The organism is Idiomarina loihiensis L2TR (assembly GCF_000008465.1).
GTDB lineage: Bacteria > Pseudomonadota > Gammaproteobacteria > Enterobacterales > Alteromonadaceae > Idiomarina > Idiomarina loihiensis.
The window spans coordinates 730565-742782 of sequence record NC_006512.1 but is presented as its reverse complement, the minus strand read 5'-3'; the positions used below and the strand labels follow the sequence as shown (position 1 = coordinate 742782).

11 protein-coding genes and 1 tRNA gene are annotated in these 12218 nt (G+C 42.1%); 7 read left to right on the top strand and 5 right to left on the bottom strand.

Features of this window, described 5'->3' with window-relative positions; all coding sequences use genetic code 11:
* Window position 1: 1 nt before the first annotated feature.
* From IL_RS03495 to IL_RS03480, 4 genes are all read left to right on the top strand, one after another.
* Window positions 2–406, top strand: a complete 405-nt coding sequence (locus IL_RS03495; RefSeq protein WP_011233938.1) for an HIT domain-containing protein — start codon at window positions 2–4, stop codon at window positions 404–406.
* A 68-nt stretch (window positions 407–474) separates the two neighbouring features.
* Window positions 475–1530, top strand: coding sequence for a Fic family protein (locus IL_RS03490; protein ID WP_011233937.1), 1056 nt, complete (start codon window positions 475–477; stop codon window positions 1528–1530).
* 526 nt (window positions 1531–2056) lie between these two features.
* Window positions 2057–3700, top strand: a complete 1644-nt coding sequence (locus IL_RS03485) for a YfjI family protein (RefSeq protein WP_011233936.1) — start codon at window positions 2057–2059, stop codon at window positions 3698–3700.
* A 497-nt stretch (window positions 3701–4197) separates the two neighbouring features.
* Complete coding sequence (locus tag IL_RS03480) at window positions 4198–4641, top strand: hypothetical protein (protein WP_011233935.1); 444 nt, start codon at window positions 4198–4200, stop codon at window positions 4639–4641.
* 425 nt (window positions 4642–5066) lie between these two features.
* Here IL_RS03480 and IL_RS03475 read toward each other — a convergent pair whose 3' ends face one another.
* The gene (locus tag IL_RS03475) at window positions 5067–6062 is read right to left on the bottom strand and encodes a hypothetical protein (protein ID WP_011233933.1); all 996 of its coding nucleotides are present in this window, start codon (window positions 6060–6062) and stop codon (window positions 5067–5069) included.
* Window positions 6043–6615 carry a hypothetical protein gene (locus IL_RS03470; protein WP_011233932.1) on the bottom strand — a complete coding sequence of 191 codons (573 nt, stop codon included), beginning with the start codon at window positions 6613–6615 and terminating at the stop codon, window positions 6043–6045. The genes IL_RS03475 and IL_RS03470 overlap by 20 nt, the downstream gene beginning before the upstream one ends.
* Window positions 6616–7243: 628 nt before the next feature.
* On the opposite strand from IL_RS03470, the gene IL_RS03460 reads away from it, so the two are divergent.
* The gene (locus IL_RS03460; RefSeq protein WP_231378625.1) at window positions 7244–8377 is read left to right on the top strand and encodes a tyrosine-type recombinase/integrase; all 1134 of its coding nucleotides are present in this window, start codon (window positions 7244–7246) and stop codon (window positions 8375–8377) included.
* A 99-nt stretch (window positions 8378–8476) separates the two neighbouring features.
* Here the strand turns inward: IL_RS03460 and IL_RS03455 are convergent.
* Together IL_RS03455 and IL_RS03450 are read right to left on the bottom strand one after the other, a co-directional pair.
* Window positions 8477–8553, bottom strand: a tRNA-Pro gene (locus IL_RS03455).
* 86 nt (window positions 8554–8639) lie between these two features.
* Complete coding sequence (locus IL_RS03450; RefSeq protein ID WP_011233930.1) at window positions 8640–10274, bottom strand: DUF3413 domain-containing protein; 1635 nt, start codon at window positions 10272–10274, stop codon at window positions 8640–8642.
* Between the two features lie 67 nt (window positions 10275–10341).
* On the opposite strand from IL_RS03450, the gene yejK reads away from it, so the two are divergent.
* Complete coding sequence (gene yejK / locus IL_RS03445) at window positions 10342–11385, top strand: nucleoid-associated protein YejK (protein WP_011233929.1); 1044 nt, start codon at window positions 10342–10344, stop codon at window positions 11383–11385.
* A gap of 77 nt (window positions 11386–11462) precedes the next feature.
* On the opposite strand, the gene cspD is transcribed toward yejK, so the two are convergent.
* On the bottom strand, window positions 11463–11678 hold the full coding sequence (gene cspD / locus IL_RS03440; protein ID WP_011233928.1) for a cold shock domain-containing protein CspD: 216 nt from the start codon (window positions 11676–11678) through the stop codon (window positions 11463–11465).
* A 217-nt stretch (window positions 11679–11895) separates the two neighbouring features.
* Here cspD and clpS point away from each other — a divergent pair, with 217 nt between their 5' ends.
* Window positions 11896–12204: an ATP-dependent Clp protease adapter ClpS gene (clpS, locus tag IL_RS03435; RefSeq protein ID WP_011233927.1), complete on the top strand. Its 309-nt coding sequence runs from the start codon at window positions 11896–11898 to the stop codon at window positions 12202–12204.
* Window positions 12205–12218: the final 14 nt, after the last annotated feature.

The window sequence follows — 12218 nt, the reverse complement described above, 5'->3', positions numbered from 1 at the left end:
TATGGAATATACATTAGCTCCGGAATTAGCCAGAGACAGTTATCATTTAACCGATTGGCCGCTATGCGAAGTCAGAGTCATGAATGACAGGCAATTTCCGTGGTTTTTGTTGGTTCCTAAAGTGGCAGACGTGCGCGAAGCCATAGACCTTTCTGAAGACGATCAACTGCAGTTGTTAAAAGAAAGCCGATTTCTATGCCACTGGCTAAAGGCTGAATACCAACCCGATAAACTTAATGTCGCTGCTTTAGGAAATCAGGTTCCGCAGTTGCATGTTCATCATATAGCGCGGTTTCAAACTGACGCTGCCTGGCCTGCTCCAGTCTGGGGGAAACAACCTATGCTTCCGCTGGAAGAAAGTGAAGTGGCAAGGCTGCAATCGGTATTCGCTGATATTACAGTGTAAGTGTTTTAGACTGAGTGTGTGCGTTAACAAAATAACGGAGAGTAACCCCCAGAGGTTACTAATAACAAATGGCAGCAGATTATTTGATTACCAGTAAATGCGTGAATTTAGTGGCGCAAATAAGCACCGACTTTGGCCGTTGGTTAGCATTACTTGAATCCGATAAAAGCAATTTAGAAGATTTTAAGTCTCAACAATTGCCAATTAAAGCTCATGCGTCGGTAGGCCTGGATGAGCAGTCACAACCGCTGGAGGGTATTCGTCTAGATGAAGCCTATAAAAAGCTGTCTGAGTGGAATTTACATTCGGAGTCAGATCTTAAAAACGCTCACCAGATGATTTGCGCCGCAGTAACCCCCAGTGCCGGAAGCTATCGCGCAACGGGAATGGGCGTTTACCGCAACAACAAGCTGGTTCATATGACCGCTCCGGCGGGGCAGGCCGGGAAGTCGGTAAGAAGTCTATTGTCCTGGTTAGACGAAAGCAACGAACACCCTTTAATTAAAGCGGCTATTTTCTTACAGCAGTTCGAATTTATTCAGCCGTTTTCTGTTGCCAACGGTTGTGTTGGAAGACTCTGGTTTAGCCTTATTTTAGCTAAATGGCATCCGGCAGTTGCCTGGTTAAGCTTTGAGCAAATCTTTAAATTCAATAAAGACGAATATCTTGATTGCTTGCGACGCTCAATTAGTGAAAATGACAGAGGTCTTATGGTTGAGTTTATTCTGGATTGTTTGCAACAGAGTATTTCAACCACAGTAAAAGAAGAAAAAGACAAAGCAGAGGTGCTGGAAGAAGCGAGTATCTCGCATGATTTTTCCAGTGAAATACCTATGAGTTCGGTAAAAAGTTCGCTGTTAGGTTCGGATAACGGTTCGGGTAAAGGTCGATATTCGGGCACGAGCACACGAAATATGGTACTTAGGCTATTAAATGAGCAACCCGAATGGAGTGCCGCCAGAGTCGCTGAAGTGTTGAATATTTCGTCGCGCGCGGTAGAAAAACACATTTCTAAATTGAAAGAACAAGGGGTATTAATTCGAAAAGGTTCTGCCAGAGGAGGTTACTGGCGAGTGGCAACTGAAATGGGAGAGCAACTTAGCTTACCAGAATGGAACCAGTGAATGCTTTATTGAGTGTCACTAGAAGAATTGGTCGGCGTGAGAGGATTTGAACCTCCGACCCCTGACACCCCATGATAACTAACGAAATTGAATATAATCCTTTAACTTCAAACGCTTAAGTTCTTTGAGTTGTTATTATCTGCCAGAAAAATGAGTAATTCAGGAAAATAAAAACAATTAGGAAACAATAACTTAGATTTCACGGAGTACTGTATAATGGTCCCGCTGATCTGCTTAGCATTGTTCTTGTTAAGCACAATTTGATTCTTTTATATCATCGTTGAATAGGTTGAAAAGAGGTCATTTTATAAAGAAAGAGAAAAAATATTGATTCTTTTTTTAGAATTAAGTCGGCGGATTCAAATAACATAACAAAGCTCATAATAATATAACCAAGCAAATTGCCATTATCTTTCTATAAAATAGAATTGATAGGGTTTCCTGGCCATCCAAACTGAATATTTATTAGGACTTTTGGGTTAATATTTCTCCTGTACTATTTGATTCTTCTACAGGAGTAGTAGTTATGAAAGGAATTAAAACGCTTGCTTTGAGGGTGAAAAGGATTTTTATTGAAAGCAACGAAGAAGCAAAGCTTGGTGAACGTGTTAGGTTAGGGAATCATGAAGTGGGAGAGTCTGACTTAAGTACCCTTGATGAGAAGGCTCTTATCCCTGTTTCTAATTCCAAATGGGACGTTCCAAGGCCCCTAGAGCCTGAGCTGGAACCGGTGATAGCTCTCTCCCCGGATATGCTGCCAGAAGCTATATACGGCCACGTTTGCCATGAAGCCAAACGTATCAATAACGCCCCTCCAGAGTATGTCGCTGTGTCAGTAATTACTGCGGCTGCCTCTGTTATTGGAGCCTCAGCTAGTATAAAACCCAAAAGGTTTGATGAGTGGGAGGTTCGGCAAGCAATCTGGGGGCTATTTGTCGGTGCGCCATCCTCCTATAAAACTCCCTGTATGAGCGTGGGTACCTCATTGATATCGAAGATACATGATCGCATCATAACGCCCGCAAACGAATTGCGTAAGCGAAATGGGGCTGCAAAGAAAAAGTTACTCACGAAGCAGATCAAAATACTAGAAGATTCAGCTGATCAAGCTTTTAAAAATAACGATTTGAAGCTTGCAGAGTCCTTATTACAACAAATAGAGGAATTAAAAGTAAGCACTCCTAAAATGCGGAATATTGTGATTAACGATGCGACGCCTGAAGCGCTGCTAAAACGCGTTGAGGAAAACCCGAACGGAATTTTGATGGTTAGAGATGAGCTATTTGGACTGCTTAACAGGCTTGAAAGAATCGAAAACTCTCAAGAGCGTTCTATTTATCTGGAGGCATTCAATAATACCAGTAGTTACTCGCAGGACCGACTCTCGCGAGACGATGTTTTTATCGAGCGTTTAGGCATCAATATTCTCGGAGGAATTCAGCCAGGTAGGCTCCTACCGTTAATGAAACGAAGGCATTCCGGTGAGTCAGACGACGGATTTTTTGAGCGACTTCAGCTTGCAGTCTATCCAGACGTCAAAACTGAGCTTACAGATATAGCGAAACATCATGATTACGAAGAGAGAGCTATAAAGGCTTTTGCTTGTTTTGCAATGATGGTAGAGAACGATATAAAGGTCGTTGCAAGATTCAGTGATACAGCCCAAATCTTGTTTGAGAATTGGTGTTGTAGAAACCATGAAAATTCGCTCAAATCTTCAAGTGCCCATGCGAGCGTAATTGGGAAATATCCATCGTTACTTGCTCGACTCGCGCATCTTTTTCATCTTTTTGATGAAGCTGATAGTACAGAACACCATGAGGCATTCGTTTCAAGTAATTGCGTTGGTGAAGACAGCCTTAATAAAGCAATTAATTTCATGACTCTGCTAGAGTCTCACAGCCGTCGTATACAATCCTATTGGCAATCAAGTTCCCAGGTGGTTTTAGCGCAATTATTGTTACCACAGCTGAAAGAGCTGGATACGCCGTTTGATCTTCGGACATTGCAGAGGAAAGGGTGGAAAGGCTTAACTTCCAATGAGGACTGTCGGGCGGCGGTCGATAGCTTAGTCGAGAATGGCTATCTTCGGAAAACATGGACTATGGGAAAGTCGAAGAAAACCTGCCTTCGTTATGAAATCCACCCTGATTATAAAGGGAATGGATAATAGCTGTTACCGACAACTGACAACACTGACATTACACATTAAAAGTCAGTGTTGTCAGTTGTCAAAAGAGGGCTTCCACTGGCTTATTTGCTGGACAGGCCTTAAGCTGGTAAAACAATAAACCGAAATACAATTCTTTGCCCAATTGCATTTGCGCTTTAGCACGTAAAAGTTAGTCACTTCAAGAAATAAGTGGCTTCCTCGCACTAGCTTAAACGCTTTTAAAGGTAAGAGTGATACTTGCTAATTTAGTCTTTTATCACAAAGGGAGTAGCTTCTTATTTGGCTCCAAAAATGAAAGTTAGTTGACCTAGGGAGCTACTTGACAACTGACATTACTGACTTAAGTGTTTTATCTGGGAGTTGAAGCAAAGCAATATGAATCACCACGATTTTCTAGACACCTCATAGCCATAGATAATGGCATACAAATTGTTGCACGCCAAAGAACATTGACCTAATGTCTTTTGAAGGGCCTTCTCATAAAGGATCAAACTATGCGCTTTATTTTACCCAGTCTAATAATCCTCATGTCCGTCTCTGCGATTGCCTATGCCGATGAAGTACCATTAGAATATCAAGGCAAAATGCTGCATAACGGCTGTAAAGAAGATATTAATGTTTGTAGGGGCTATATGCTTAGGTTAGCGTTTTCATATTCAACTAGAGCGGAGGCATACGATGAAGGGTTTATTGCCGGAGCTATGTGGCACATGATAAATAGCGAAAAAGAACCATCACTGTTTAATGAGGTTAGCTCTGAAGCTTATCGAAAAAAGAGAGACTTTGTACTTGATGAAGCACTTTCTTGCATGAGTGACAACGCTCTTCTATTAAGTGATAAATTCATTGCCTGGGGAAACAAAAACCCTGACTCTCTTGGAGAGTACCACGCGTTTGTAATAAAAAAGTTTCTCGAAGAATCATATTCTTGCCAGTAAAATCTTTTTGATTTAAAACACAGGGTATTAAAATGAAGCCATCTTTTAAAACCGTATTTTCGGGATGCTTTGGAGTGACGCTCACCCTCTCTATTCTTGTATATGCTGTTTTTTTATCTTTTTCGGCTATAAAGAATCACGGCTTTTGGAATGCTTTTTGGGAATTCCAATGGGTTCATCCAATATCTATAATGATAAACTTAATGTTTCCTGCCATCGTAATTGCATTAGCATTATCAATAGCTTTATCGCCAATAATTTGGTTAATAGCATTGAGAGTTAGCCGGACAGACCCTTCCTCATGATATATTGAAAATTTGGTTTGTCCCTGCCGCATTCAGTAAAGCTGAATACTGCTTACTAGAGCTAATGTTCAAGCAAGGGCCGATAGCTCCTCACAATAAGATTACTGAGTGTCTAATGAGTTAGTGACGATTCAGAGATTGTGAAGGGGAGGCTCTTCTTTTAAGACGCTGGCTCATTAGCTTTAAAGCACTCTGGCAGCGCCTTTTTATTGCGGTTTCAAGCTCATTCGCCATTGTTTGAAGTTTTTGGAGATGCTTTTCAAGCCAAGCGCTTTTATTTTCTTGAACTGAGATTTTTTTGTCAAGAATTTCGGATTTCTTGTGTTTTGCCTGAAGCTTAACCTCGAGCGCACGATTTTTATTCGTCAAGTCAGCAATTTGTTCTTCCATACCATGCAGTTTTTTTAATACGAACGCCTCTTTCGTCAGGTGTTCTTTTCCTGTGACATTCTTAGATTCGCCACGATTAAAGCCGAGAGGAGAAAATAAATTAGCAGCAATATCCTGCATACGCTCAAAATTTGGATTCAGCTGATTAGTCCTACCGCGTCCATCTTTTTGCTTTTTCATCAAATGTCTAAGCGGTGCAACTTTCTTCGTAAAATCATAATTAAAAAAATGGCAATGAGCATGGATATTTCGGCAAAAGATTGGTTCCTCACCCGTTTTTGAAGGCTGAAAATGACCTTCATCAGCATGAAATTCGACTCCGATCGGTTCAAAACCAAATTCTGCTTTAATTTTACGCATGTATAATGCTAACTGTTTAAGTACCAGCTCCTTGGCTTTTTGTTTTCCCCAAGTTTTTTCAAGTTTCGCATATTGTGATTCTGTGAGTACCACTACGTGTTCAAATAAGAGGTTGAAATCCTTACGAACTTTTTTACCTGTAACGAGTTTGTACTGTGTACAAGCTCGCTCAAGCGCCTCTGCTGAGCTGTTACATTCTTTCGGGTACAGCCCCACGTTGTCACAGCTATACTCAGGATGCACATTAATCGATTTGGTAAACCCGTTTCGGCGTGCGTTAGCGTGATCCAGAACCGCCGTAGCCGCGTCACGCTTGTAATATCTCGATTTTACCGAAACATATGCCTTACGATGTTGCGCTTTCATCGTTGATACCTCTGGTTACAAAATAAACACAGTCACCGGTAACGGGGGAGTTGATACCGTTCGGGGTTGCAGAGCATCCTTCAAAACTGAGGTTTTGAAAAAACCGATCTGTGGTGAAATGTCCAAAATCGCAACGCCTACATCTCGATATAAGCCCTGTGTTTATAGCTAAATCTTCCAGTTCGTGAATAGGAAGATCTTCGAATTTTTCAGTACGTAGGATCCGTAATGCATTGCCAATTATTAATTTGTGCTCCAAATTAAAACCAAGTATTTCGAGCTGACTGTCGATCAAGTTTTGCTGGTAAAACTTACGAAATTCGGGAGCTTTTTTCTGGATGTAACTAAACGGAATATCCTCAATAAATCTTTCCAACCATTCGAGATGAAGCTCTTCAAATGAGCAATTATGATGAAGTCTGCCATGCAAATTCATCAATTTCAGATCTTGTGCGCACCTCAAGTAATTTTCCTCTAATATGTCAATGACCTTTTGACAGTCAAAATTAGCAAGCATCTCAACTAAGTCGAAATCGGAAATTTTGATTTTCATTTTAAGCCCTTGTTTAATAAGAAATTATATACTTCATATCGTAGCACATAATATTTTTTAAACTCCCTTTAACGAAATTTTTGCGGAGCAAACACACCGCGTAAGCGACCTATCAGAGATAGGTTTTAGTGTGCTAAATCTTTTACCTTTAACAAATTGGCAAACAGACTCATGGGGATACTGTGAAGCTTATAAAGTGACTCAAATTAACAGGAGAGTTAAATAAAAATATTATTATTCAGGGTATTAACGTCAGATTTTAAGAAATTTTGGGGTTCGGTAAATTTTTCTGAAAATTGTTATACCATATCCACTGTAAGCAGCTGGCGTTAAAGGATGATAGCGATGATAGTAAACATGGAAGTAGTGGCTGACAGAGGCATAAGGGGGACGATATGAATGTATATACTCCCTCTGAGTATGCAAACGAGTTTTTTAACGGCAAAATCACTTGCAGAACGGTACGCAACTGGATTGCAACTGGGCGAATGCCAGTGAATACTGAAATCGAGAGAACTCCAACGGGGCGGTTTCTGATTCACGTCGACATTTGCATGCCGGAATCAAAAGTTGGGCAACTAGTTAAACTGCTGGAAGGAGGATCCATCTGATGGCCCCACGAAGAAGAATGACTCAGAACGCTGGACTTCCGACAGGTTTAAACCAAATTAAAAAGCGTGGTGTAAAACGTTGGCGTTATCGGTACCCGAGTGGTAAAGACGTCTATCTGCCAGTCGAAACGACTCGTCATGATGCCGTAGAAGCTGCCTCACTGTTTAATGCAAAGTACCGGAACCCAACTATCTCACTAATCGAAAGGGCTGATAGATATAATAAGCCATTAGAGTACTGGCTGCCAAAGATTCTTCGTCGAGTCCGTGAAGAAGAGCAAATGTCATCTGACACTCAAAAAACATTTGAAGCAGATTGTGAACGCTTAACTTTGCTTTTTGGAAAAACTTATACAAAGGCGATAACGCTGAGACATGTCAATGAGTATTTGGAAAAATACTGCACAGGTAAATCCAACAACGTTTATAACCGGAAAATCAGTTTTTTACAGAAGGTGTTTACGTATCTAATCGACGAATCCGCGATGGATCTTAACTTTGCAGATCAGAAGAAGAAAAAGCGCAAAGAAGGCAAGCGACGAAAACGATTAACAGCTGAGGCATTTAAATTAATACACGAGGCAGCTTCGGTATATCTGAAAGTAGCTATGGAATTATCCATGCAGACGACCCACGCTGTTTTGGAAATTAGCCGAATTCAGTACAAAGATTGCGTCTGGTTGGATAAACCAGTAGTTGAAGAAGGCATGATGGTATTCGGATATCTGCGTATTCATCGTCAGAAAACAGAAGAGAAAGAGGCTAGCAGAGTTGAGATCCCGATCACAAAAGAGTTAAAAAGGGTTATCGAGAGGAGTCGAGATCGGCTTTTGAGTCCATACATTGTTCACCGTCGTGGGCGATATCCCAAGCGGGTTGGGGAAGGCTGTGATCATCCAACGCAAGTTGCTAGCAAGTACATTAGTAGAGAGTTTAGCAAATTGCGAGACCAGCTAGGGCTATTTTCTGAGTTATCAAAAATTGAACGACCCAGTTTTCATGAAATTAGAGCATTGTCAGCAAGGGCATACAAAGATGGGGGATATGATCCTCAAGCAAGAATGGCGCATTCGGATGCTAAATCAACAAAGGTTTATACCGAAAACCATAAATTATGGACGCGAGTGCCACCTGGAGAAATTGCAATTTAGGTCTACTGTATTAGGTTCCCCAAAGGTTCCATAAAGGTTCCGAAATAAGGTGTGTCGGGACGAGTATTTCTCTTAGATTTTGAAAAATAAAGAAATAATTGGTCGGCGTGAGAGGATTTGAACCTCCGACCCCTGACACCCCATGACAGTGCGCTACCAAGCTGCGCCACACGCCGACCGAGGACTGCTATGTTACTGGATTAAGCCGAATTAGCAAGTCTCAACACGCCCTCCGATGCTCGACTGCTGCTATTTTCGACAATTACTCCTTGTTTTCAGTTTCGCTAAAGCGTTTTAAATCTTTCAGTGCGTCGATAAGCACCGGGACGGGCGGTTCGGCCTGTTTTTTCAGTTCAAAATCGTTGCTGCTGTATACGCTAAACTGACCACTATTATCTAAAATCGTAATCTCTTTCTGGTCGTAAATAACAATATAAGGACTGTAGGTTTCAACCAGCGGCCAACGACGCTTAGATGTCTGCAAGCTTTCGCCATTGGTGTAATTTTTATGAGAACCAGCGCAGGAGATACGATCTTCAAGCATGGTTGGAACCAAATCCATAAGTCCGGCTATAGGTTGGTCTGCCAACTGGTAATTTCGCTGCCAAAGGGGAACCTGCATGTTTTCAAGCGCAAACTGCTTGTTACCCAATAACTCTTCACTTTGCGCAGGAGACAAGGCCGTGAGCAGCAGTTGTTGGTCTCCGGTTTGCTGAAGCACTTTATCTAAAGTAGAAATATCGTCTTCAGCAATTAAAATGACATTAATTTGGTTTTGCGGATGAGCGCTAAACTCTGCCAGCTCCTGGCTTTGCCAGTCGGGATGAAACTGACTTAAACGCAGAGAGTCGTTCCAGTTTTCGCTGTGATACCAGCGCACATCAAAATTAAAGTCGTTAAGCGGCTTAAGGTAAGCGGGCTTCAACTGCTGGCGCTCAATGGATTCCTGATAAAAGTCGGGCAAGCCATAAAGCACCTGAAATAATCCGCCGTCGCGGTTCGGATGAGCCAGTAGTTTAAGCTCCGGTCGCTCTAGTTGATGTTTGGCTGCCAGAGTTTCCAGTTCTTTCTGAATTTTGCTACTGCTACGTTCGAATAGAATCAGAGTTGTTGACTGCTGAGAGTCTATTTTAGAGCATAAAAGCGGGTGCTGGGGATACTTAAGTTTTATTTTATCGGTAGCCATCAGCATTTGTTGTCTGGCCTGGTAGCTTTCAACATCAATGACTCCGTGTTTAGCCATTAATGTTTTAGCCGTTGTAGGATAGGACAACGGGAACATATCGTCTTGTTGGGTAATAGGGTCGTACAACACCGCGTCAGCCCAAACATGAATACTGTGACTAACGAAAAAGCATAAAAGGAAAATGGCTGTAACCGGGGCGCCAATTTTCCGCTGTTGTAAGTCTTCCAGACGTTTCCACGCGAGGTTAGCCAACAGCAGCTGTATTCCGACAGTTAATAAGAAACCTAACAGAACACCGGAAATAATAACGAAACTGGCCCCTGTGAAAACCGCTTCTGCATCGCGGGTCATTTGCGCCATAGAATAGGTATTTAAATGATACCCGTACTGACGAAAGAACAGCGCATCGGCGATAAGCGCTATTAGACCGAATGAGGCTATCAGGGCGGCAAAGCCACGTAATATTTTGGAATAAGGTACTATCAGGCAGAATGGGAATATCAGAATTATGAAGAATACGAACGGCAGGAAGGCAAAGTGACCTATCCAGCTGACAAGCATGTAGAGATTACCGATAGCCGTGGAGGGCTTCGGGGCCGCTTCAATATACAAAAGTCCAATAAACAGGCACAGGACGATATTGGCAAAGGTAAACCAATGTCCCCAGCTTATTAATCGGGCAATTTTATCCCTACGTTGGTACTTTCCCATCGTTCGTCAGTCCCGTGTTACAATGGCATTATAGTAACACAGCAAAACAGCAAGGATAGTCCCCGTTATGCAATTGCGGATAGAAGAAAGCATTATTCACCAGTTTTATCAAAATGACGGACAAGTAGGGCTTCGGTTGGCTCCTTCGGCGTTAACGGAAGATGACCAGTTGCACGATTTGTTAGTCGAATTAACGGATGTGTATACCAGCAAACCGGCAAAAGGTTATGCGAGTTTTCTTAAAGATGAAGAAGAGGGCGAGCCCGGTCCTTTTCCTGAGCATTTAACCTCCTGGTATGACGGGCAGCTGGACTTTGTCGAGTTCAGCCAACAGTCTGCCAAACTATTGCTGGAACAACTGCAGAACTATAACTTGTTAGAAGCGGGCTTTTTGTTAGTCACACGCTACCAACACATTAGCACCGAGTATTTATTGGTCTGCTTTTTACCCGTTAAAGAAGGGGTAACAATAAACCCTGAGCTGGCTGTTGACCGCTCGTCGCAGTTAGATATAACAAAAGTCCAATTGGCGGCTCGTATTGATTTAACCGAGTGGAAAACATCTCCGGAAAGTGAGCGGTACATTTCTTTTATTAAAGGACGCGCCGGTCGCAAGGTTTCAGACTTCTTCCTCGATTTTCTGGGGTGCACTGAGCGTTTAAACTCAAAAGCGCACACACAACAGTTAGTCGATTCGGTTCAAGAATATGCGAAACAGTCCGAACTGGAAACGGAACAACGCCAAGCCCTGAATAAAGCGGCTTATGAGTATTGTGACGACCAATGGAAGCAGGGCGACACGGTAAAAATTAAAGATCTATCAGAGCAATTTGCAGAGCAGTACCCGGTAGAAAAGAGCTTCGAGAGTTTCTCGAAGGATTTTGCTGAACAGAATTCACGCGAATTAGTCGATGACTTTCCGGCAGATAAGTCGACATTACGTAAGTTGGTTAAGTTTCAGGGACAAGGTGGAGGAGTCAGCGTTGGCTTTGATCACACAGCCCTGGGAGAGAGAGTGCACTATGACGCGGCGACGGATACATTAACAATTAATGGAACTCCGCCAAATTTACGTGATCAATTACGGCGTTATTTTGGTATAGATAGTTAGTTGAAGTGATTAAGTAAATTAAAACGCCGGACAAGCCGGCGTTTTGAAAGTACTTAAATTGTTTGGTTTAGCCGATGTTATTTATCGGCAGCGCCGGGAACAATGTTGTTGGCATGCAAGCCTTTGGGGCCTTCTTCGAGTTCAAACTCTACGGGTTGCCCCGCTTTAAGTGTGCGATAGCCTTCCATTTCAATGGTTGAATAGTGAGCGAAAATATCACCTTCGCGGTCCTCGCTTTCGATAAAGCCGAAGCCCTTCGAATTATTGAACCATTTGACTTTTCCGGTAGCCATACTTCTACATCCTTCTTCTGCAACAGATAGATAGTTTATTATTATTAGGTGCGGTGGCTTGAAAAATCGCCGATTTAGCACCATGTTTAACTCTAGGTGACGTGAGTGATTAGTCAAGCCCTAAAGTTCAAAAAATAACCTGGATTGTTAATATTTTGGTTGTTTTTTTATATTTTCTGGTAAATTTAAAACTATTATTATGGCAGGTTGTTAATAAATGAGTCAGTTTGATCACCAGCACCTTAGCGATACAGAGGAAAAGCAGGAGCTCAAGCCACCATCCATGTATAAGGTCATTATTAATAATGACGATTACACCCCTATGGATTTTGTGATTGAAGTATTGATGAGATTTTTTAAGATGGATCAGGAGCGCGCCACGGACACCATGTTACAGGTGCATTATAAAGGAAAGGCCGTTTGCGGTGTATATTCTGCGGAAATCGCCGAAACTAAAGTAGTACAGGTAAATCAGTATGCTCGGGAAAATCAGCATCCATTATTGTGTACCATGGAGCAAGAATGATCCGGGTTGGCTGG

Bases quoted from the DNA above. Each gene is read 5' to 3' on its own strand.
- IL_RS03495 (WP_011233938.1), top strand. From the start codon at position 2: ATGGAATATACATTAGCTCCGGAATTAGCCAGAGACAGTTATCATTTA.
- IL_RS03490 (WP_011233937.1), top strand. From the start codon at position 475: ATGGCAGCAGATTATTTGATTACCAGTAAATGCGTGAATTTAGTGGCG.
- IL_RS03485 (WP_011233936.1), top strand. From the start codon at position 2,057: ATGAAAGGAATTAAAACGCTTGCTTTGAGGGTGAAAAGGATTTTTATT.
- IL_RS03480 (WP_011233935.1), top strand. From the start codon at position 4,198: ATGCGCTTTATTTTACCCAGTCTAATAATCCTCATGTCCGTCTCTGCG.
- IL_RS03475 (WP_011233933.1), bottom strand. From the start codon at position 6,062: ATGAAAGCGCAACATCGTAAGGCATATGTTTCGGTAAAATCGAGATAT.
- IL_RS03470 (WP_011233932.1), bottom strand. From the start codon at position 6,615: ATGAAAATCAAAATTTCCGATTTCGACTTAGTTGAGATGCTTGCTAAT.
- IL_RS03460 (WP_231378625.1), top strand. From the start codon at position 7,244: ATGACTCAGAACGCTGGACTTCCGACAGGTTTAAACCAAATTAAAAAG.
- IL_RS03450 (WP_011233930.1), bottom strand. From the start codon at position 10,274: ATGGGAAAGTACCAACGTAGGGATAAAATTGCCCGATTAATAAGCTGG.
- yejK (WP_011233929.1), top strand. From the start codon at position 10,342: ATGCAATTGCGGATAGAAGAAAGCATTATTCACCAGTTTTATCAAAAT.
- cspD (WP_011233928.1), bottom strand. From the start codon at position 11,678: ATGGCTACCGGAAAAGTCAAATGGTTCAATAATTCGAAGGGCTTCGGC.
- clpS (WP_011233927.1), top strand. From the start codon at position 11,896: ATGAGTCAGTTTGATCACCAGCACCTTAGCGATACAGAGGAAAAGCAG.